Raw genomic sequence first — 20,989 nt, 5'->3', positions numbered from 1 at the left:
GTGGTTACAATAGCAGAGAGGATACACCTGTTCCCATTCCGAACACAGAAGTTAAGCTCTCTTGCGCTGATGGTACTTGGTGGGAAACTGCCTGGGAGAGTAGGACGTAGCCGCGTAATGTTCCAAGGTAGCTCAACGGTGGAGCACTCGGCTGTTAACCGATAGGCTGAGGGTTCGAGTCCCTCCCTTGGAGCCATAAAAAGCCGAAGTGGCGGAACTGGCAGACGCACAGGACTTAAAATCCTGCGGGACTTACCTCTCGTACCGGTTCGATTCCGGTCTTCGGCATTTCAATATCGCGGAGTGGAGCAGTTGGCAGCTCGTTGGGCTCATAACCCAAAGGTCGTAGGTTCGAGTCCTGCCTCCGCAACCATTAAAAACATAAGGCCCGTTGGTCAAGCGGTCAAGACACCGCCCTTTCACGGCGGTAACAGGGGTTCGATTCCCCTACGGGTCACCAATTAAATATGCGGGTGTAGCTCAATGGTAGAGTTCCGGCCTTCCAAGCCGGCTGTGAGGGTTCGATCCCCTTCACCCGCTCCAGCACGTGGGATTATAGCTCAGCTGGGAGAGCACCTGCCTTACAAGCAGGGGGTCACAGGTTCGAGCCCTGTTAATCCCACCAATTTTACGCGGCCTGGTAGTTCAGTTGGTTAGAATGCCAGCCTGTCACGCTGGAGGTCGAGGGTTCGAGCCCCTTCCAGGTCGCCAATTAAAGATATAAATGACATTATTAGGTACAGTAGTACCAAGAGGTCGCCAAATTAACTAATAAGACAATAAGGCTCAGTAAGTACCAAAGAGTACTAAATATAATTAAAATATGCGGGAATAGTTCAGTGGTAGAGCGCAACCTTGCCAAGGTTGAAGTCGCGAGTTCGAATCTCGTTTCCCGCTCCATATTATATGGGTGCATAGCTCAGCTGGATAGAGCAACGCCCTTCTAAGGCGTGTGTCCGGGGTTCGAATCCCTGTGCGCTCACCATTAATAAAAAGTTTCACTTATGTGAGGCTTTTTTATTTTATAAATTTATTTACCCAATACAAGCTATTTACAACTAAAAAGCAGTATACTAATAATATTAATTAGCAGAAATAATAATAAAAAATCACATAGTAATTGAAATTATTTAATTACTGAAAATATGGATAAAAAGTTGTTCAAAAGTAAATCTGGTTTATTATACTATTATTTTCTATAAATTTAAAATTGATATAATGACTTTTCTACATAAATATACAGATTAAAAGGTTCTAGTAATGATCTATCTTTTTAATCTGTATATTTACATTATAAGCATTATTGTATAGTTTATATACAATATTAATATATTGGCTAATATCTGTTGGGTTTACATAATTAGCATTTTATGTAGAAGTCATATTATTATTCGCTAATGTTTATAATTTTGTAAATAGAGTATATTAATGTCATTATTTTTTATTTATCTTTAATTGGTTTTACATTATACGTTAAAATGTATTGTATTAAATAATTAGATTATATAGAAAATTTTGATATTAGAATTTTAATTAAAATATAAATGAAAATTAATTCATAATAATTATTCAGAAAAATGGAAAAACGTTATTTTCGTTGCTTTTTTAACAATATTTACAGTATAATAACTAATTATTTACAATTGCTAATATAAAATATAACGATTTTTATAATCTAGTATACAAAAAAATAGTTTGTTTTATATTACTTTATCTTTATTAATATTGTAATAAAGTCTTAAAGTTGTAAATAAAGAAAAGGCAAGACGAATATTTGATGAAAAATTGAATAGTTTGTATATACTTCAATTAATATAGTGTATAATAAATAATATACAGCAGTATTGTAAAAACAAATAGGAGGACAAAATTTTGTTAGGTCTTAATTCCTTTTTTAATGATTTTTTTAATATAATAATGAAAATTAGTATACCAGATATACTTGATATAGCAATAGTTGCATACATTTTTTACAAGATATTTATGTTTATAAAAGATACAAGAGCAGAACAGGTTTTTAAAGGTATAATTTTATTTGTGGTAATAGTACAAGTCAGTGATCTCTTAAAACTTCATACATTGAGCTGGCTTCTAAAAAATACACTCGAAATAGGTATGATAGCAGCAATTATTTTTCAGCCTGAGTTGAGAGCAGGACTTGAACGTATAGGAAGAACAAGATTAACTTTCTTCGGGAAAAACGTTAATTCATCAGAAGAAACCTTAAATAGAACAATCGAAGAAATAGTTGAATCTCTGTATTCGCTATCAAGACAAAAAATTGGTGCTCTAATAGTTATGGAGAGGGACACTAAAATAAACGAAATCATAAACACCGGTACTGTCATAGACTCTGAAATTTCTAGGCAGTTATTGATAAATATATTTATCCCAAATACTCCACTTCATGATGGTGCAGTTGTTATTAGGGAAACTAGAATAAAGGCAGCGGCATGTTTTCTACCTCTTACTGAGACTAAAGATTTGAGTAAAGATTTAGGTACTAGACATAGAGCTGGTATAGGAATCAGTGAAGTATCTGACTGTATTACCTTAATTGTCTCAGAGGAAACTGGAGGTGTCTCTATAGCTAAATCAGGAAAACTTTATAGAGATATATCTAAAGAGAGAATGACAAACATATTGCGCAGCAATTTAAAGGTAAATACCGATGAAAAAAGCTTCTTTAAAGGTGGTTTATTTAGATGATAAATAAGTTTAAACATAATACAAAAATTAAAGTTATTGCAATACTCAGTGCGATGGCTTTGTGGATGTACGTAATGCTTGCAGTAGATCCACAGGAAAGTAAATTAATAGAAAATATTCCAGTGCACATCACTAATACTGCAGAATTAGAGGATAGAGGATTTGTAATTTATCCGGATGAAGAAATCACAGCGAATGTGACTGTCACAGGACAATTATCCAAAGTTAAAAGTATAAATAAAGATAAGATATATGTGTACGGTGAGATAAAAAAACCTATTGAGGGACAAAATGATATGTATCTAAAGGTAAATGTCTCTGAGACTGTTGATAATACTGTTCTAAGGAGCCCTGTAGCTATGGTGAATCTCGAAAGAGTTGTTAAAAAGGATAAAGCTATAAAGGTAAATATAGAGGGTGCGAAAAAAGACGACATAAGTGAAGTAAAGCTTGAGAAGAATAAAGTGAAAGTATCTGGTCCAAGAAGTATGGTGAATAAGGTTAAAAATGTTGAGGCTGAATTAAATGTCGAGACAGGAAAAGATAACTTCACTAGAAATTTAAAATTGGTGCCTATAGATGAAAATGGTGAAAAAGTTGAGGATGTTGTGCTTTCAACGTATTATGTAAAAGCTGATGTTGAAATGTATAAGCAAAAGACTGTTCCAATAAAATTTAATATTAAAGAAGATAATGAAGATATAAAGAGTTACGATGTAAGTACTAAAGAAGTTGTGATCAAAGGTAAAAAAGAAGCTATCGAAGCAGTTGGATCTATAGAGACTGAGTTAATTGACTTAAGTCAATTAGAGGATTCTAATGAAATTAAGGTAAATTTAATTGTTCCAGATGGAGTTAATATAGAGTTTTCGACAATAACAGTTAGTAAGAAGCCTAAAGAATTAGCTAATAAATCTTTTACCTTTAGTGCAGATGAAATAGAACTAAGAAAAAGTGAAGACGTAGAAGGTGAAGAAAACACAATAATAAGTCCTAACGAAATAAGAGTGGATGTTGAGTACGATAGTGACTTGGGTGAAGTAAAAAAATCAGATATTAAACTATATTTAGATTTAACTCAACAAAGTGTTACAGATAGCAAATATGTAATAAAATATGAATCTAATTTCAATTTTAAAAATGTTAAGATAACTCCTAACATTGTTGAAGTGGAATAATCTGAAAATTTAATGATATTAAAAAAACAAGATGTGACAGAGTGTGACAAAAATTGACATTGTTAATTTTATATTTCTGTTGCATCTTATTTATTTTAGCGATATTATTATATTATGAGGATTTTAGAGTATTATAACTATTAAACAATTTTATTGTCTAATATTATAGAGATAAATTGTTTTAATTGAATATAGTTTTCTGAAAAGAATTATCAGTTTAAACTATTAAAGGCCTGAAAATAGATGTATAATTTAATTTGAAATATTTTAATTGATTTCAAAAATTCTAAATGAGGTGTAATCGCATGAGAAACTTTGAAGAAGTAATAAAATTTGCAGAAGAAAGAGGTCCTAAGACTATATCTGTTGCTTGTTGTCAAGACAAAGAAGTTTTATTAGCTGTTGAGATGGCGAGAAAAGAAAAAATAGCTAAAGCTATATTAGTAGGGGATATTGAAAAGACTAGAGAAATAGCAAAAAGTATAGACGTAGATATAGACAATTACGAACTTATCGATATAAAAGATTTAGCAGAAGCTTCATTAAAATCTGTTGAATTAGTTTCACAAGGAAAAGCCGATATGGTAATGAAAGGCTTAGTAGACACATCAATAATCTTAAAAGCAGTTTTAAATAAAGAAGTAGGTCTGAGAACTGGAAACGTTCTAAGTCACGTAGCAGTTTTTGATGTAGAAGGATACGATAAGTTATTCTTTATAACAGATGCAGCTATGAACTTAGCTCCAGATTTACAAACTAAAAAGCAAATCATAGAAAATTCATGTACAGTAGCGCATGCACTTGATATAGCAGAACCAAAAGTTGCGTGTTTATGTGCAAAAGAAAAAGTTAATCCAAAAATGCCGGATACAGTAGATGCAAAAGAACTAGAAGATATGTGTAAGAGGGGAGAAATCAAAGGATGTATAGTTGGTGGACCTTTTGCACTAGATAATGCTGTCTCAGAAGAAGCGGCAAAACACAAAGGTATGGACCATCCTGTTGCTGGTAAAGCTGATATATTATTAGCGCCAGATATTGAAGCAGGTAACATACTTTATAAATCCATGTCTTACTTTGCTAAGTCAAAGAGTGCAGGAGTTATAGTTGGGGCAAAAGCACCAGTCATATTAACTTCTAGAGCAGATAACGAAGAAACTAAACTTAATTCAATAGCATTAGGTGTCCTAATGGCAGCTAAGGCATAATATCCAGGAGGTAAATATACAGATGAATAAAGTTTTCAAAATATTAACGATTAATCCAGGGTCTACTTCGACTAAGATAGCCGTATTTGACAATGAGAAAGAAGTGTTCGAGAAAACGTTAAGACACTCTTCAGAAGAAATAGGTAAATATGACAGAATTTCTGATCAGTTTGAATTCAGAAAGCAAGTAATAGTAGATTCATTAGCTGAAGGTGGGATAAACCTTTCTGATTTGGATTGTGTTGTAGGTAGAGGTGGACTTCTTAAGCCTATAGAAGGTGGTACTTACGAAGTAAACGCTCCTATGCTAGAAGATTTAAAAGTAGGTGTTTCAGGAGAGCACGCATCTAACTTAGGTGGAATAATAGCTAAGCAAATAGGTGATGAAGTAAACGCTCCATCTTATATAGTTGACCCAGTTGTTGTTGATGAATTAAATGATTTAGCTAGAATTTCAGGAATGCCTGAAATAGAGAGAGCAAGTATTTTCCATGCATTAAATCAAAAGGCAATAGCTAGAAGATTTGCAAGCGAAAATAATAAAAAATATGAAGATATAAACCTTGTTGTAGCTCATATGGGTGGAGGAGTATCAGTTGGTGCTCATGAAAAAGGGAAAGTAGTTGATGTTGCCAATGCATTAGACGGTGAAGGACCATTCTCTCCAGAGAGAAGTGGAGGTTTACCTGTTGGGCAACTAGCAAAGATGTGTTTCAGTGGTGAATTCACTTTCGATGATATAAAGAAAAAAATAAAAGGTAATGGTGGATTAGTAGCATATTTAGGAACTAATGACGCTAGAGAAGTTGAAGATATGATAGAAAAAGGCGATAAAAAAGCCGAGCTATTATATGATGCTATGGCTTATCAAATAGCTAAAGAAATAGGGGCATGTGCTTCAGTTCTTAAAGGAAATGTTGATGGAATACTTCTTACTGGTGGTATTGCATACTCAAAATCATTCACTCAAATGATAATAGACAGAGTTAAGTATATAACTGATGTTACAGTTTATCCAGGTGAAGATGAAATGATCGCTTTAGCACAAGGTGGACTTAGAGTCTTATCAGGTGAAGAAGAGGCCAAAGTATATGGTAACTAATGATAAAAGAATTAGAATCATGACTGGCCACTATGGTAGTGGAAAAAGTGAATTCTCAATGAACTATGTAGTAAAATTAAGAGAGATGGTATCTGGCAAAGTAGCTCTAGCTGACATGGACGTTGTAAATGTCTATTTCAGAACTAGGGAAAAGAAAGCGTTTTTGGAGTCTCTAGATATAATTCCCATGGGGAGTTCTATAGAGGCAACAAGTTTAGATGTCCCAGCAATATCAGCTCAAGTTAAAACGCCTATGAACGACAGCTCATACAACTATGTTATCGACCTTGGTGGCGACAATGTAGGAGCTAAAGTAATTGCGGGTTACCGCGATCTTATAAAAGATGGTGACTACGATTTGTTTTTCGTAGTAAACGCGAATAGGGAGAAAACTCAAACCGCACAAGAAGTTATTGACTATATAGCAATTATAGAGAATGCTTCTAAGCTTAAGGTTACTGGCCTAGTAAATAATACTCACATGATCTGGGATACAACAGTTGATGATATATTAAAAGGCCAAGAAGTAGTCAAAGATGTTTCTAAGGCTCTTAATATACCAGTTAAGTACAACACATGTATAGAAACTTTAGTAGATCAATTACCAGAAGGTTTAGAGGGTGAGATATTCCCTATAAAACTATATATGAGACAAGATTGGATGTAGTTTGAGCTCAAATATATAGAAAGTTTAAGGAGGCAAGTCAAATGGCAAAAGCAAAAGGAAAAGTTATATTTAATCAAGACCGTTGCAAAGGTTGTGGATTGTGTGTAGATGCATGTCCAGTAAAGATTGTACAAATAGACACTAACACAATTAATAAAAAGGGATACAACCCTTCAACTGTATTTGAAATGGACAAGTGTATAGGATGTGCAAGCTGTGCAACTATGTGTCCAGACCAAGTTATAACAGTAGAAAGAGACTAATTAAATCAATTAATAAAGGGGGAAGTTTAATGGCTAAAATACTTATGAAAGGTAACGAAGCGTTTGGTAAAGCAGCTATAGAAGCTGGTTGTAAACATTTCTTCGGTTACCCAATAACTCCACAAAGTGAATTACCAGAGTATTTATCAAGAGAATTACCAAAAATTGGTGGAGCATTTGTTCAAGCTGAGTCAGAAGTTTCAGCAATAAATATGGTTTACGGAGCAGGAGGAGCAGGTGCAAGAGTAATGACTTCTTCATCTTCACCAGGTGTTGCGTTAAAACAAGAAGGTATAACATACTGTGCAGGAGCAGAAGTTCCATGCGTTATACTTAACATCATGAGAGGTGGACCAGGTCTAGGAAGTATACAACCTTCACAAGCTGACTACTTCATGTCAACTAGAGGTGGAGGAAACGGGGATTACAGAACTCCAGTTTTCGCACCAGCATCTGTTCAAGAAGCTGTTGATATGATCATGGGAGCTTTCGATGTAGCTGATTACTACAGAACACCAGTAATGGTTGTTGCTGATGGTATGATAGGACAAATGATGGAGCCAGTTGATTTTAGTGGTCCAGGAAAGAAAAGAGAGTTGCCTCCAAAAGATTGGGCTACTGTAGGAACAGGAATGAACAGAAACCCTAATATCATAAACTCTCTATACTTAGAGTCAGTTGAGTTAGAGGAACACAACTTACGTTTAGATGCTAAATATAAAGAAATAGAAAAAAATGAAGTAGATGTTGAAATGTACAAAACAGAAGACGCAGAAATTGTCTTCGCAGCTTATGGAACTGTTTCAAGAATAGTTAAGACTGCTATTACTACTTTAAGAGAACAAGGAATAAAAGCAGGACTTGTTAGACCTAAAACAATATGGCCTTTCCCATTCGATGCATTCAAAGCTGAAAATATACCTAATGCAAAAGCTATATTTACAGTAGAGATGAGTATGGGTCAAATGATCGAAGACGTTGACTTAGCTGTAAGAGGAAGATTACCAATATACTTCCACGGAAGACCAGGAGGAATGACTCCAGATCCAGCATATATTGTTCAAATGGCTAAAGACATATTAGATGGTAAAGAAGTTTCAGGAGGTGTTAGATAATGGCTGTTGTATTTAAAAGAACTGAAGGTTTAACAGAAGCCCACACTCACTACTGTCCAGGATGTACTCACGGTATAATCCACAGAATAGTAGCGGAATCTCTAGAAGAGTTAGGATTACTGGGAGAAACAATAGGTATAGTACCTGTTGGTTGTTCAGTATTAGGATATAAATATTATAATGTTGATACACAAGAAGCATCTCACGGTAGAGCTCCAGCTGCGGCTACAGGAGTAAAAAGAGTACACCCTGACAAAACAGTGTTTACTTACCAAGGAGATGGAGACTTAGCTTCAATAGGTACAGCTGAAATAATTCACGCTGCAGCTAGAGGAGAAAAAATAACAACTATATTCGTTAACAACACTACTTACGGAATGACTGGTGGACAAATGGCTCCTACTACACTAGTAGGTCAAAAAGCTACTACTGCTCAATCAGGAAGAAACCCAGAAACTCAAGGTTTCCCAATAAGAGTAAGTGAAATGTTATCTACATTAGATGGAGCAGTATTCGTTGAGAGAGTTACTGTTGATACTCCAGCTAATGTAAGAAAAGCTAAAAAAGCAATAAAGAAAGCTTTCCAAGTTCAAAAAGCAGGATTAGGATTTGGTATAGTTGAAGTACTTTCTACATGCCCAACTAACTGGGGATTATCACCAGTTGATGCATTACAATGGTTAAGAGATAATATGATGCCACATTATCCATTAGGAAACTTTAAAGATGTTGAAATTGATGGGGAGGTGAAGTAAATGTCTACAGCTAGAGTAATATGTGCAGGCTTCGGAGGCCAAGGTGTTATGTCAATGGGACAATTACTTACTTATGCAGGAATGTTAGAGAACAAAGAAGTATCTTGGTTACCATCATACGGACCAGAGATGCGTGGAGGTACAGCAAACTGTGCTGTAACAGTGTCTAGTGAGCCAGTAGGTTCTCCACTTATAACTGATGATGCAACTGCTGCTATACTAATGAATGCACCAGCATTTGAAAAATTCCAAAAAGACGTTGTTCCTGGAGGAAAAATATTAGTTAACAGTTCATTAATCGATGCAAAAGTTGATAGAGATGATGTTGATGTTTACTATATACCAGCTAATGATTTAGCTGTTGAATTAGGAAATCCAAAAGTTGCCAACATGATAATGTTAGGTGCTTACTTAGAAGTATCTGATACTGTTGACATAGAGTCAGTATTAGATGCATTTAAGAAAGTTTTCGGACCTTCAAAAGAGAAATTTGTTCCATTAAACAGAGAAGCTCTTCAAAAAGGTATGGATGCAACTAAGAACTAATAATAATTAGTATTTAAAAGGCAATAGAATTATTCTATTGCCTTTTTTTGTTATAGCAAGATACCAAAACATAAAATATTTATACCACCAATATTTAGGATAATAACAATTTTGTTATATTTTTTGTAATGATAGATTATTTCTTGATTTTATGATAATGTGGTATAATATATGAGATAGTGCATTTTATGCTTTCATCTTTGAAAGGAGTTTTTGAAGTGAGGAAATATTTTGGAACAGATGGTGTCAGAGGAGTAGCTAATACTGAACTGACATGTGATCTGGCTTATAAACTTGGAAGAGCTGGGGGATTTGTTTTAGCTCAGAATGATCATAAAGACAATGTAAAAGTCGTTGTAGGAAAGGACACTAGAGTGTCAGGAGATATGTTAGAGGCATCACTTATTTCAGGACTTATGTCAGTAGGATGTGATGTAATATCAGTAGGGGTTATACCTACACCAGCAGTTGCGTATTTAATTAAGAAGTACGAAGCTGATTGTGGTGTTGTTATTTCTGCGTCTCATAATCCTTTTGAATACAATGGGATTAAATTTTTTAATGAAAATGGATATAAACTTGACGATGAAATAGAATTTAAAATTGAAGAATATATAGATGATATAGACAAAATCGAATACTACCCAACTGGTGAAAAATTAGGTAAAAAGATTTACCTACATAATGCGCAAAAGGACTATGTAGAATACTTGAAATCTATAGTAAATGAAGATTTAAGTGGTTTAAAAGTTGTTCTTGATTGTGCTAACGGTGCTGCATTCAAAGTAGCTCCAACAGTATTTAAAGAGTTAGGAGCAGAAGTAATTGCTATACATAACGATCCAGATGGAATCAATATAAACGATAAATGTGGTTCTACGCATCCAGAGTTATTATGTGAGGCTGTAGTAAAAAATGGTGCAGACCTAGGTTTAGCTTATGATGGAGATGCCGATAGACTTATAGCTGTAAATGAACAGGGGCAAATAGTAGATGGAGATCATATAATGATTTTGGGTGCTATTTATCTGAAGAAAAAAGAAAAGCTTGCAAAAGACACGTTGGTTGTTACAGTTATGAGTAATATTGGTCTTACAATAGCAGCGAAAGAGCATGGAATTGAACTTGCAACTACATGTGTTGGAGACAGATATGTTCTTGAAGAAATGGTAAAGAGTGGTTACAATCTTGGAGGAGAGCAGTCTGGGCATATGATTTTCCTTGATTACAATACTACAGGTGATGGAGTATTAAGTTCACTAGTACTATCAAGTATTGTAAAAGAAGAAAAGAGAAAATTATCAGAGCTTGCATCTGTAATGACAAAGTATCCACAAGTACTCGTTAATGCAAGAATTAAAAATGAAAATAAAAACAAGTATATGGAAATACACGAAGTAAAAAAAGAAATAGAAAAAATAGAAAGCTTACTGCATGGTGAAGGAAGAGTCTTAATAAGACCATCTGGAACAGAACCATTAGTAAGAGTAATGTTAGAGGGTAAAGAGGAAGGTCAACTAAAAGAATTGGCGACAAATTTAGCTAATCTTATTACAGAAAAATTGTCGTAGATAAAAGGGATCTTTAGAAAAAACTAAGGATCCGCTAAAGCGCCAGAACTCACTATATGTGAGTTGACGAGGACAGAGTTAATCGAATTATCGGCGGATGCTCTGCGGTGTGTTTACCATCGAAGAATTTCTTTAAAACATTCGAGTAATCGTATGGACAAAGGGAAGTTCAAGTAAATGTAGACCTAACTCTTAAAATATATAAAAATTTTAGGAGGACACAAATATGTGTGGAATAGTTGGATATTTAGGAAAAGGGAATGCTTCTGAAGTAATTATGAATGGACTTTCAAAGCTGGAGTACAGAGGTTACGATTCAGCAGGGATTGCAGTAAACAACAATCATAAGTTAGATATCAGAAAGCACAATGGTAGACTTGCAATACTAGGTGAAGATGTTGAGTTTAATGGAATGGAAGGATCTTTAGGAATTGGCCATACAAGATGGGCAACTCATGGTGAGCCATCAGATACAAATAGTCATCCTCATTTCAATAAAGACAAGAGCCTAGCTGTTGTCCACAATGGAATAATAGAAAACTACATGGAAATAAAAGAAGAGTTATCAAAAGAAGGTTATGAGTTTTTAACACAAACTGATTCTGAGGTAATAGCTCACTTAATAGATAAGTACTATGATGGAAATTTACTAGATGCAACTTATAAAACAATAGCTAGATTAAGAGGAGCATTTGCATTAGCTATAATTTCTCAAGATAATGACAAAGAGCTTGTAGCTGTTAGAAAAGACAGTCCACTAGTAGTTGGATTAGGTAAAGATGAAAATATAGTAGCTTCAGATATAACTGCTTTATTAGCTTACACTAGAGATGTATATTTCTTGGATAATGGTGAAGTAGTTCATATGCAAGGAAGTGACCTAAAAGTATACGATTTCGATAGAAATTTAGTAGAAAAAGAATCTGTTCATATAGATTTAGATATAGAAGCAGCTTCAAAAGGTGGTTACGATCACTACATGGCGAAAGAAATACACGAGCAGCCAACTGCAATAAAAGACACATTAGAGAGAAGATTAGACGATAACGGAACTATAACACTAGATACTATAAATATGACTAAAGAAGATCTAGATAAAGTTCAGAGAATATATGTAGTAGCTTGTGGTACTGCTTACCATGCAGGATTACTTGGAAAATACGCTATGGAGAAATTTATGAAAGTTCAAGTTATAGCCGATATAGCATCTGAATTTAGATATTCAGATCCTATACTTGATGAAAATACTCTAATAGTACTAGTAAGTCAATCTGGAGAAACAGCAGATACACTTGCTGTATTAAGAGAAGCAAAAGAGAAAGGTGCTAGAGTACTAGCAGTTACTAATGTTGTTGCTTCTTCAATAGCAAGAGAAGCACACGATGTATTCTACACTTGGGCTGGACCTGAGATATCAGTTGCATCTACAAAAGCTTATACAACTCAAATAGTTTCACTATATATGATAGCATTAGACTTTGCTCTTAAAAAAGGTACAATAACTAGAGAGTACTACAATGAAATGATAGCTAAAATGAGAGCAATACCTGCTCAAGTGGAAGAAGTATTAAAAGGCGAAGAATCAATCAAAGAAATAGCTAAAAAGTTTGAAGAAACTACTAGTGCATTCTACTTAGGTAGGGGTATAGACTGTAGTTTAGCTATGGAGGGTGCTCTAAAACTTAAAGAGATATCATATATCCATGCTGAAGCTTTTGCAGCTGGAGAATTAAAGCACGGTACTATAGCTCTTATAGAGCAGGATATACCAGTAATAGCAGTGGCAACTCAAGAGAAATTATTTGAAAAAATGGTTTCAAATATGGAAGAGGTTAGAGCAAGAGGTGCTTATATTATAGGTATAGCACAATCTCACAACAAAGACGTTGAAAAAGCGGCTGATGATGTAATATACATTCCAGATGCTGACGATATACTTGCACCAATATTATCAGTTGTGCCAATGCAAATTCTAGCTTACTACGTATCTGTGTTAAGAGGATGCGATGTAGATAAACCAAGAAACTTAGCTAAGTCAGTTACAGTTGAATAATTAAATATAAATATACATGACATCTCTATTAATAACTGCGTATCAGTATTTATAGAGATGTCTTTTTAATGTTTTTGATTAATTTTTTATATTACTTAAAAAAAGAATATTTTAAATAATAATAAAATATTTTTATTAGATTAATTAACTTATCCTAATATTTTGTCATAACAGTTAAAATGAAATTCTTTACCTAAAAAGCTCATCTCACCAGCAAGTTGGTATCCGAATTTCTGAAATAGCGAATTCATCTTTACATTAAGTGAATATGTATCTGTCTTTAAATAACTTACGTTGTTTGTTTTGGCAAGCTCCTCGGCAAACTCCATCAATCTCGTGCCTATCTTTTTGTTTCTGTAGTTAGAGTTTACAGCCATTCTATGGACTATCATACACTTAGCGTTAGATACCCAATTTATGCACTTATACTCGTCTGGCTCTACGTAGTTTACGCATATAAAGCCGACTACTTGATCATCTAATAAGTCTACGTAAAGATCGCCATTATTTATATCATTTTCAAAATCTTTTACTTGAGGATAATTTTCATCCCACTGAGTGTTGTTGTAAGTCTTCATTTCTTCAACTGTGTCAGAAATAATATTCATTATTTGGTCTAGATCTTTTAAATTTGCTTTTCTTATCATAATATCACTCCTTGTAATGTTTTAGGTCATACCAATCGGATTCTATATTTTCTTGCATTTTTTTAACTAATTTATATGCAGTCAATTTTTCTTCTTCTGAAAAGCCGTTAAAGCATATATCGATACTTCTGTTTTCTTCATCTATTATAGTCTTGTATATCTCAAGTGCTTTTTCTGTAGGAGATAGTCTTGCTATCCTTTTGTCATTGTCATCGGTTTTTTTAGTTAAATAATCTTCTTTTATTAGTTTTTGTATTGCTTTAGTTGTTGTAGTTTTATCTACCTTTAGCATAGAGGTTAATTGGATAAGATTTATACCTGGATTTTCACAAATACGAGTTATAAATATATACTGTCCTTTTTGAATATTAAATTTTTTGTATTTAGTATCATTTAATGTGTTGATAGCTCTAGATAGAGCCCCAATTTCTCTAAGTATTTTATTATTTAGTTTTGTGATGATATCACCTCCAATATTAGTTGAACTTTCAACTAAATATCATTATACAAAAAAAATCATGTTGTGTATATATTATTTTGAATATTTTAATAAATAAAAATACTAATAAATTTGTAAGAAATATATGGAACTTCTAAAATAACAGAGATTTTTGGTATAATATATGTGATGCATATAAAAAATTAGCAAAAAATATATAAAGAGTACACAAATATGTAATACAATTAGAGTGTAGAATATATCGATTATTATATAAAATCACGAATTCAATACTAAACGAATTGGCGGTGTAATAAATGCAAAAAATATCTCTGAACAAAGAGACAATAAAACATATAAAAGAAGAAAATAAAAACTGTATAAACTGTAAAAAATGTTACGAAGTATGTCCAATGATGGATAGATTCGGCGAATCACCAAAAGAAATCGTGGAAGAAATAATATCAGAGAAAAAAATAGACAAATGCATATCCTATTCATGTATGTTGTGTGGAATGTGTAAAAAAGTATGCCCAAAAGATATAGACCTTGGGAATATGTTTTACGAAACAAGGAAGGATATATTTTCTGGTGGAGAAGCTAATTTGAAAGATTTAGGATACAAAACGGTTAAGTTTCATCAACAAAACAGTTTTTCATCGGTTTTCTCATATAGTTCGATAAAGAAAAATCATAAGACTGTTTTTATGCCTGGATGTAGTCTGGCTAGTTACAATGATAAAATAGTTGTGGATACATTTAAATATCTTAAAAAGCATATAAAAAGTATTTCAATTATTTACGAATGTTGTGCAAAACCGACTTTGATAATGGGAGATATGGATAAATTTAAAACCTATTATTCTAAGTTAGAGGAAGTCTTAAAATCAAATAACATAGATGAAGTTATAGTGGCATGCCCTAATTGTTATAAAGTTATAAAGGATAATAGCCCGAATGTAAAAGTTACATATATTTGGAGTATAATTAACGATTTTGGTGTTCCAAAAGAATTGAAAGAACATTATATTGATTTAGAGCAAAGATTTACTTTACATGACCCTTGTCCTACTAGATACAATAGCGATGTTCATGATGATGTAAGGGATATATTAAGCTCTATGGGATTAAAAATAGATGAATTTAAAAACAATAGGGAAAATACTGAATGCTGTGGTTCAGGTGGAATGACTAGAGTTACAAGCAATGAAATTTCTGTAGCTCAGACTAAAAATAGAGTTGATGAAACTGAGAATGATACAGTTATATCGTATTGTGAATCGTGCTGTGAATCTATGATGTTAACAGGGAAATCAACACTTCATGTATTAGATTTTATGTTTAACGACGATGTAAAAAATAAAAAGAAATTTAATCAGGAGAAAAGTTCAACAGTCGGAAAATGGATGACTAGAAGGAAGGGAATCAAAAAAATTAAAAAAATATAGCATATTAATCAGTAATTAAGGAATACTTATGAAGAAAATAATATAATATAAGTTAGCTATAAAGTGATTTATGGCTAACTAAATAAAATGTATTAATTTATTCAATAGTAAAGTTAATTATATTTTATAACTAAACTCTTATATTAATATAATATAGAAATTTCCTATATCTACTAATTTTGCATAGAAAAAGGAAATGAAGAATAAGACCATATTTTGTTATAATTAAAGGGAACGTGTAGAAAACGTTTATCTGTAGTATTAATAAAAATAATGAGCTTATGGAGGGTATTTTTATGAAAATTAGCAAGAAATTAAGAGTTTTAGCTTTAGGAATGATTATGGCACTTTCTTTTGGAAGTTTAGTAGGATGTAGTTCAAATGATGATAAACCAGCATCTGAGCCTGCAAAACAAGAAGATAAAACAGGAGTGGCTTACGAAGATATCGACGGGGAAAAAGCAGTAAAATTAATGGAAAAAGAAAAAGATGGAATAGTAATAGATGTTAGAGATGACAAAGAATACTCTTCAGGACATATAGCAAATGCTATAAATATAAATGTTGATGATATTGAAGGAAAATTAAGTGGTTTAGATGCATATAAAGATAAAACTGTAATATTATACTGTAACTCAGGTAAGAAAAGCGCTAAAGCAGCTGATATATTAGCTAAAAATGGATTTACAAAAGTATACAATGCTCAAGGTGTAAAAGATTTTGATTATGATTTGGTTACATATAATGATATAACTGGCGCTGATCTTGAAAAGGCAATAGCTGACAATAAAGATGCTGTTTTAGTAGATGTTAGAAAAGCTGATGAATTTGCTAAAGGTCATATTGAAAATGCTATAAATATTCCGCTTGAAGATATAGAATCTAAATTAGGTACACTTAATAAAGAAAAAGATATTTATCTATACTGTAGAACAGGTAATAGAAGTGGACAAGCAGCAAAGATACTTTCTGATAAAGGATATACTAAAGTATCTAATTCAATAGATGGTGTAGATGAGCACGAATTTAAATTAGTTAAATAGTATAAGACAAATATAAAACAGTAAATTTAACTAAATGTAAATATAAACATAAAAAAATAGACATATTCTATTAAACATAGGTTAATAGATATGTCTATTTTTTATTTAATAATAATTTCCCACAAATGTTTAATTAAATTTTTATCAAGTATACACAGGTAAATAATGTCAATAATTAGAAATATATAATTATAAAAAATTATTTTTTATCTAGGGGGATTAAAATGAAGAAAGTAAAAATAATTATAAGTTTGACATTATTGATAATATTAGGAGCTGCGATATCATATGCCGATTCAAATATACATTCGAAATATAGTACACTGAAATCTTCATTAGAATGTGTAAATGCGGATTATGAATTTTATAATGTAAAGTATATTTCAGAAATAGAATACAATATATCAAAAGAAAAGATGGAAAAAGTACTATTAAATATAGTAGAGATTTTTAATGTTCCAAAAAATAAGATAGAGTATAACGAAATATGGAATAATAAAACGAACGAAATTTTTGTAAATGTCGAATTAGAAGGTATAAAAATTACTGTAAAGGGAATCAAAAAAAGTTCACACGAAACATATATTACGGTTGACATATCAGAACACAAGGTATATAAACATATAGAGGATAATTATAACCAGCTTGAAAAAGTGTTAAATAATTATTCAAATAACACGGAAGTGTATGCCTGTATTGTAGGGAAATACACAAAAAAGTTACAAATTGACAAATATGATGATATTTTGCACAAAATATTATATAATATGAGTGCTGAAGAAATACATAAAATAAATAAGAAACACTTTTTATCAGCTGTAGCATATGGTAAAGTATTAAGATACAGCGAACTTGATTATTTAGGAAAAAAGATAAATTTAAATATAGCGATTAGGTACAAGGAAGATATTGGGGAAACGTACGTCTATGTCGCAAGTCCAATTATAAAAATAGATTATTAATTAATGAGGAGAAATGCAAAATGGCAAAAATAATAGTGAAGAAGAGTAATCCACTTAAAGGTAGTGTTAAAATAGATGGAGCAAAAAACGCAGTATTACCAATAATAGCAGCAACATTATTAGCAAACGGAAAGTCAACACTACATGGTGTTCCAAATCTACAAGATGTTCATGTTATATCAAATTTACTTAGACATCTAGGTGCAGAAGTAGAGTACAAAGACGATACATTAACAGTAGATGCTAGCAAGTTAAAGACTTGTGAGGCTCCTTACGAATTAGTTAGGAAGATGAGAGCGTCATTTTTAGTTATGGGACCGCTATTAGCTAGATTTAACAGCACGAAGATCTCTATGCCAGGAGGTTGTGCTATAGGAACAAGACCTATTGATTTACATTTGAAAGGTTTTAAAGCATTAGGTGCTGAGATAGAAATGGACCATGGATTTATAGAAGCAAAAACTGATGATCTAAAAGGAAGTAAGCTTTATTTAGACTTCCCGTCTGTTGGTGCAACTGAGAATATTATGATGGCCGCAACGCTTGCGAACGGAACTACTATTATAGAAAACGCAGCAGAAGAGCCAGAAATAGTTGATTTGGCCAATTTCTTAAATGAAATGGGTGCAAATGTAAAAGGTGCAGGTACTAACACTATAAAAATTAAGGGTGTTAAAGAACTAAAAGGTGCTGAGCATAATGTAATTCCAGATAGAATAGAAGCTGCTACTTATATGTGTGCTGCTGCAATGACAAAGGGCGACATAGTAGTAGAAAATGTTCTACTTGAGCATTTAAAGCCTGTTATAGCTAAATTAAGAGAAGCTGGTTGTAAAATAACTGAGATGGAAAATTCAGTAAGAGTGATAGGTCCTGAAGTACTTAAGCCAATTGACATAAAAACTCTACCACATCCAGGATTCCCTACAGATGTTCAGGCTCAATTTATGGCTATGCTTACCGTGGCAAACGGTACTGGTGTAGTTATAGAGACTGTATTCGAAAATAGATTTATGCACGTTGCTGAATTCAACAGAATGGGTGCAGACATAAAAATAGATGGTAGAAGTGCTGTTGTAAATGGAGTTGATGAGCTTCATGGAGCAAAAGTAAATGCTACAGATCTAAGAGCTGGAGCAGCACTAATACTATGTGGACTTATAGCGGAAGGTGAAACTCAAGTTGGAGAAATTTATCATATTCAAAGAGGTTACGTTGATATAGACAAAAAAATCAAGTCTTTAGGTGGAAATATAGATATAGTTGAAGACTAGTATTTTTTAGTTATAATTTTAAAAATTAAACATAAAATAAAGGGGTTGTTCATATACTTTAAGGTAAAAGCTAAATGCTAGGAGGAGAGTATATGAAGAACCCTATTTTGATCTTACTTTGTCTGGTTGTATGTTCAATTACAGCACCTATTTTGATAACAGCTGTATCGTACGATGAGTCAGAGTTGGCTAGTAGCAGAGAAAAAATAACTGTTGCAAAATCGGATAAAAAAGAAAATGAAAATAAATCAGATGTAAAAAGTGAAAAGATATTAAACCTGGAAAAAGTTGATAAACAATCACCAAAAATAGATATATATAATCATAAACTAGGTAAATATCAAAAAATGGATCTTGAAGAATACTTAAGTGGGGTCCTGGCTGGAGAGATGTCTCCAGATTTTGATATTGAGGCATTAAGAGCGCAGGCGATAGCTGCAAGGACTTACGTAATGTACAAAATGGATAGACCTTATCCATCCAAACATAAAAATGCCGTAGTTTGTACAGATTTTAGACACTGCCAAGAGTATAAAAGCTACAGTGAACTACAAAAAATTAATGGAAATAGTTGGATGAAGAGTAGATATTCTAAAATTCAAGAAGCTGTGAAATCAACTAAGGGACAAATAATAACCTACGAAAACAAGGCGATTCTACCACTGTACTTCTCAACGTCATCAGGGAAAACAGAAAACTGTGAGGAAGTCTTCTCTGCAAATTACCCTTACTTGAAATCGGTAGAAAGTCCTTATGATAAAATATCACCCAAATTTACATCCCAAATTAGTATTAGTAATAATGAGTTTGTAAATTCAATGAAGAAAAATAATAGCTCAATATCATTAAGTGCACAGGATTTAGGAAGACAAATAAGCATAGTTAAAAAAAGTTCAGGTGGTGCTATAGAAAAAATAAAGATTGGAAACAAGACATTTGCTGGAACAGATATAAGAACAATCTTTGGACTTAATTCAGCAAATTTTGAAATAGCATTTGATAAAAATAATTTAGTTTTTAATGTAAAGGGATATGGTCATGGCGTTGGAATGAGCCAATGGGGAGCAGAAGGAATGGCGAAAGGCGGTTCTAAGTATTACGAAATATTATCCCACTATTATTCAAATACTAGTATAAAAGATGTATATTAGATGTATAAAACCATAAAATGACGTCAATAATCCAAATGTACAAATATATTTGGAGGTGCAATATGAAGAAAAAGCTATTAGAGAAAGATGGTTTTTATTTATCTTTATTTGTATGTGTTTGCCTAATAGCAGTAGGCGGGGTTTGGTTTACAAACAGTAATGTAGATAAATTAGCCTCTAATAACGAAAAATTAGAGAATTCTAATAAAGATAACGAAATACACCTAATTGAAAACAATAAAAATGACAAAGTACCTACTGCCACTGATTCAAAGCAAAACCTTGAAAATGCAAAACAAAAAGATGATAAAGATGTAAGCAAAGCAGAGAACAAGACTTCAAAGTTATCTTATTTAGGGACTGAAATCCTAAGAGGATACTCTGAGAAAGAGCCTACATATTCTAAAACTTTAGATGTGTGGGAGATTCATAAAGCATTAGATATAAGCTCAGAGAAAGGTTCAGAGGTAAAGTCTCTTACTAATGGAGTAGTAGAGGATGTATTTAGTAGTGATAAATACGGATATTCAGTAAAAGTAAAAGACGAAGATAAAGGAATTGTAGTAGTTTATTCAAATCTTGATAAGGATACTAAGGTTGTAAAAGATCAAAAGATTGAAGAAGGTCAAGTTATGGGAAAAGTTGGAGATTCTTCTAGAGCAGAGAGCGAAGACGGAACTCACGTACACTTAGAAGTATATAAAAACGATAAATTGATCGATCCATCAGAATTATTAAAATAGAAATTCTAGTAACTATCAGTCAGCTAGTGACATCTAGCTAATTTCAAATCGATATATGACAATATCAATATAAATTGTAGCAAATAATAATAACTTGTAATAAAGCAAATAGTAA

19 protein-coding genes, 9 tRNA genes and 1 rRNA gene are annotated in these 20,989 nt (G+C 32.6%); 27 read left to right on the top strand and 2 right to left on the bottom strand.

The annotated features are described in order from the left end of the window. The 21 genes from rrf to glmS form a co-directional block, all read left to right on the top strand. Positions 1 to 116 (top strand): 5S ribosomal RNA (gene rrf, locus KQI18_RS09585); the annotation flags it as partial. A 5-nt stretch (positions 117 to 121) separates the two neighbouring features. Then, positions 122 to 196, top strand: a tRNA-Asn gene (locus KQI18_RS09580). Positions 197 to 202: 6 nt separating this feature from the next. Further along, positions 203 to 288 (top strand) — tRNA-Leu (locus KQI18_RS09575). Between the two features lie 9 nt (positions 289 to 297). After that, positions 298 to 373: transfer RNA gene (locus KQI18_RS09570), tRNA-Met, on the top strand. A gap of 12 nt (positions 374 to 385) precedes the next feature. Then, positions 386 to 460: transfer RNA gene (locus KQI18_RS09565), tRNA-Glu, on the top strand. 9 nt (positions 461 to 469) lie between these two features. Next, positions 470 to 543: transfer RNA gene (locus KQI18_RS09560), tRNA-Gly, on the top strand. A gap of 6 nt (positions 544 to 549) precedes the next feature. Then, positions 550 to 625: transfer RNA gene (locus KQI18_RS09555), tRNA-Val, on the top strand. 9 nt (positions 626 to 634) lie between these two features. Then, positions 635 to 711: transfer RNA gene (locus tag KQI18_RS09550), tRNA-Asp, on the top strand. 114 nt (positions 712 to 825) lie between these two features. Next, positions 826 to 900: transfer RNA gene (locus KQI18_RS09545), tRNA-Gly, on the top strand. Positions 901 to 908: 8 nt separating this feature from the next. Further along, a tRNA-Arg gene (locus KQI18_RS09540) sits at positions 909 to 985 on the top strand. An 887-nt stretch (positions 986 to 1,872) separates the two neighbouring features. Next, positions 1,873 to 2,709, top strand: coding sequence for a diadenylate cyclase CdaA (gene cdaA, locus KQI18_RS09535; RefSeq protein ID WP_216467556.1), 837 nt, complete (start codon positions 1,873 to 1,875; stop codon positions 2,707 to 2,709). Further along, complete coding sequence (locus KQI18_RS09530; RefSeq protein WP_216467554.1) at positions 2,706 to 3,887, top strand: YbbR-like domain-containing protein; 1,182 nt, start codon at positions 2,706 to 2,708, stop codon at positions 3,885 to 3,887. Before cdaA ends, KQI18_RS09530 begins: the two co-directional genes overlap by 4 nt. 305 nt (positions 3,888 to 4,192) lie before the next feature. After that, positions 4,193 to 5,095 carry a phosphate butyryltransferase gene (gene ptb / locus KQI18_RS09525; protein WP_216467553.1) on the top strand — a complete coding sequence of 301 codons (903 nt, stop codon included), beginning with the start codon at positions 4,193 to 4,195 and terminating at the stop codon, positions 5,093 to 5,095. Between the two features lie 22 nt (positions 5,096 to 5,117). Then, the gene (buk, locus tag KQI18_RS09520) at positions 5,118 to 6,197 is read left to right on the top strand and encodes a butyrate kinase (RefSeq protein ID WP_216467551.1); all 1,080 of its coding nucleotides are present in this window, start codon (positions 5,118 to 5,120) and stop codon (positions 6,195 to 6,197) included. Next, entirely contained in the window at positions 6,187 to 6,864 is a 678-nt protein-coding gene (locus KQI18_RS09515; protein WP_216467549.1) for an ATP-binding protein, read from the top strand. The genes buk and KQI18_RS09515 overlap by 11 nt, the downstream gene beginning before the upstream one ends. Positions 6,865 to 6,905: 41 nt before the next feature. Then, positions 6,906 to 7,127: a 4Fe-4S dicluster domain-containing protein gene (locus tag KQI18_RS09510; protein ID WP_216467548.1), complete on the top strand. Its 222-nt coding sequence runs from the start codon at positions 6,906 to 6,908 to the stop codon at positions 7,125 to 7,127. 29 nt (positions 7,128 to 7,156) lie between these two features. Further along, positions 7,157 to 8,242: a 3-methyl-2-oxobutanoate dehydrogenase subunit VorB gene (locus KQI18_RS09505; RefSeq protein WP_216467547.1), complete on the top strand. Its 1,086-nt coding sequence runs from the start codon at positions 7,157 to 7,159 to the stop codon at positions 8,240 to 8,242. Further along, complete coding sequence (locus KQI18_RS09500) at positions 8,242 to 8,997, top strand: thiamine pyrophosphate-dependent enzyme (RefSeq protein ID WP_216467546.1); 756 nt, start codon at positions 8,242 to 8,244, stop codon at positions 8,995 to 8,997. Before KQI18_RS09505 ends, KQI18_RS09500 begins: the two co-directional genes overlap by 1 nt. Next, complete coding sequence (locus KQI18_RS09495; protein WP_216467545.1) at positions 8,998 to 9,543, top strand: 2-oxoacid:acceptor oxidoreductase family protein; 546 nt, start codon at positions 8,998 to 9,000, stop codon at positions 9,541 to 9,543. A 218-nt stretch (positions 9,544 to 9,761) separates the two neighbouring features. Next, positions 9,762 to 11,114 (top strand): phosphoglucosamine mutase, encoded by a 1,353-nt coding sequence (gene glmM / locus KQI18_RS09490; RefSeq protein WP_216467544.1) that lies wholly within the window; start codon positions 9,762 to 9,764, stop codon positions 11,112 to 11,114. Positions 11,115 to 11,340: 226 nt separating this feature from the next. Then, positions 11,341 to 13,167: a glutamine--fructose-6-phosphate transaminase (isomerizing) gene (gene glmS / locus KQI18_RS09485; protein ID WP_216467543.1), complete on the top strand. Its 1,827-nt coding sequence runs from the start codon at positions 11,341 to 11,343 to the stop codon at positions 13,165 to 13,167. 149 nt (positions 13,168 to 13,316) lie between these two features. Here the strand turns inward: glmS and KQI18_RS09480 are convergent, their stop codons facing one another. Both KQI18_RS09480 and KQI18_RS14190 read right to left on the bottom strand, forming a co-directional pair. Next, a complete protein-coding gene (locus tag KQI18_RS09480) occupies positions 13,317 to 13,814 on the bottom strand; it encodes a GNAT family N-acetyltransferase (RefSeq protein WP_216467542.1) in 498 nt (165 codons plus the stop codon). Between the two features lie 4 nt (positions 13,815 to 13,818). Further along, entirely contained in the window at positions 13,819 to 14,220 is a 402-nt protein-coding gene (locus KQI18_RS14190) for a MarR family winged helix-turn-helix transcriptional regulator (RefSeq protein ID WP_420372068.1), read from the bottom strand. A gap of 350 nt (positions 14,221 to 14,570) precedes the next feature. Between KQI18_RS14190 and KQI18_RS09470 the strand changes: the two genes are divergently transcribed. The 6 genes from KQI18_RS09470 to KQI18_RS09445 all read left to right on the top strand — a co-directional run bounded on the left by KQI18_RS09470 (position 14,571) and on the right by KQI18_RS09445 (position 20,874). After that, the gene (locus KQI18_RS09470) at positions 14,571 to 15,701 is read left to right on the top strand and encodes a (Fe-S)-binding protein (protein ID WP_216467541.1); all 1,131 of its coding nucleotides are present in this window, start codon (positions 14,571 to 14,573) and stop codon (positions 15,699 to 15,701) included. Between the two features lie 296 nt (positions 15,702 to 15,997). Then, positions 15,998 to 16,744: a rhodanese-like domain-containing protein gene (locus KQI18_RS09465; RefSeq protein ID WP_216467540.1), complete on the top strand. Its 747-nt coding sequence runs from the start codon at positions 15,998 to 16,000 to the stop codon at positions 16,742 to 16,744. 224 nt (positions 16,745 to 16,968) lie between these two features. Next, a complete protein-coding gene (locus tag KQI18_RS09460; protein ID WP_216467539.1) occupies positions 16,969 to 17,706 on the top strand; it encodes a YwmB family TATA-box binding protein in 738 nt (245 codons plus the stop codon). A gap of 20 nt (positions 17,707 to 17,726) precedes the next feature. After that, positions 17,727 to 18,980 carry a UDP-N-acetylglucosamine 1-carboxyvinyltransferase gene (murA, locus tag KQI18_RS09455; protein ID WP_216467538.1) on the top strand — a complete coding sequence of 418 codons (1,254 nt, stop codon included), beginning with the start codon at positions 17,727 to 17,729 and terminating at the stop codon, positions 18,978 to 18,980. A 92-nt stretch (positions 18,981 to 19,072) separates the two neighbouring features. Then, entirely contained in the window at positions 19,073 to 20,131 is a 1,059-nt protein-coding gene (gene spoIID / locus KQI18_RS09450) for a stage II sporulation protein D (protein ID WP_216467537.1), read from the top strand. 62 nt (positions 20,132 to 20,193) lie between these two features. Next, the gene (locus KQI18_RS09445; RefSeq protein ID WP_216467536.1) at positions 20,194 to 20,874 is read left to right on the top strand and encodes a M23 family metallopeptidase; all 681 of its coding nucleotides are present in this window, start codon (positions 20,194 to 20,196) and stop codon (positions 20,872 to 20,874) included. Positions 20,875 to 20,989: the final 115 nt, after the last annotated feature.

It is taken from the genome of Metaclostridioides mangenotii (assembly GCF_018917235.1).
In the GTDB taxonomy this organism is placed as follows: Bacteria; Bacillota; Clostridia; order Peptostreptococcales; family Peptostreptococcaceae; genus Metaclostridioides.
The sequence above is the reverse complement of the archived record's forward strand: the minus strand, read 5'-3'. Positions and strand labels throughout refer to the sequence as shown.

Bases quoted from the DNA above. Each gene is read 5' to 3' on its own strand.
- spoIID (WP_216467537.1), top strand. From the start codon at position 19,073: ATGAAGAACCCTATTTTGATCTTACTTTGTCTGGTTGTATGTTCAATT.
- KQI18_RS09510 (WP_216467548.1), top strand. From the start codon at position 6,906: ATGGCAAAAGCAAAAGGAAAAGTTATATTTAATCAAGACCGTTGCAAA.
- KQI18_RS09465 (WP_216467540.1), top strand. From the start codon at position 15,998: ATGAAAATTAGCAAGAAATTAAGAGTTTTAGCTTTAGGAATGATTATG.
- KQI18_RS09470 (WP_216467541.1), top strand. From the start codon at position 14,571: ATGCAAAAAATATCTCTGAACAAAGAGACAATAAAACATATAAAAGAA.
- glmS (WP_216467543.1), top strand. From the start codon at position 11,341: ATGTGTGGAATAGTTGGATATTTAGGAAAAGGGAATGCTTCTGAAGTA.
- KQI18_RS09460 (WP_216467539.1), top strand. From the start codon at position 16,969: ATGAAGAAAGTAAAAATAATTATAAGTTTGACATTATTGATAATATTA.
- KQI18_RS09515 (WP_216467549.1), top strand. From the start codon at position 6,187: ATGGTAACTAATGATAAAAGAATTAGAATCATGACTGGCCACTATGGT.
- KQI18_RS09505 (WP_216467547.1), top strand. From the start codon at position 7,157: ATGGCTAAAATACTTATGAAAGGTAACGAAGCGTTTGGTAAAGCAGCT.
- buk (WP_216467551.1), top strand. From the start codon at position 5,118: ATGAATAAAGTTTTCAAAATATTAACGATTAATCCAGGGTCTACTTCG.
- murA (WP_216467538.1), top strand. From the start codon at position 17,727: ATGGCAAAAATAATAGTGAAGAAGAGTAATCCACTTAAAGGTAGTGTT.
- KQI18_RS09480 (WP_216467542.1), bottom strand. From the start codon at position 13,814: ATGATAAGAAAAGCAAATTTAAAAGATCTAGACCAAATAATGAATATT.
- KQI18_RS09495 (WP_216467545.1), top strand. From the start codon at position 8,998: ATGTCTACAGCTAGAGTAATATGTGCAGGCTTCGGAGGCCAAGGTGTT.
- KQI18_RS09530 (WP_216467554.1), top strand. From the start codon at position 2,706: ATGATAAATAAGTTTAAACATAATACAAAAATTAAAGTTATTGCAATA.
- KQI18_RS09500 (WP_216467546.1), top strand. From the start codon at position 8,242: ATGGCTGTTGTATTTAAAAGAACTGAAGGTTTAACAGAAGCCCACACT.
- KQI18_RS09445 (WP_216467536.1), top strand. From the start codon at position 20,194: ATGAAGAAAAAGCTATTAGAGAAAGATGGTTTTTATTTATCTTTATTT.
- ptb (WP_216467553.1), top strand. From the start codon at position 4,193: ATGAGAAACTTTGAAGAAGTAATAAAATTTGCAGAAGAAAGAGGTCCT.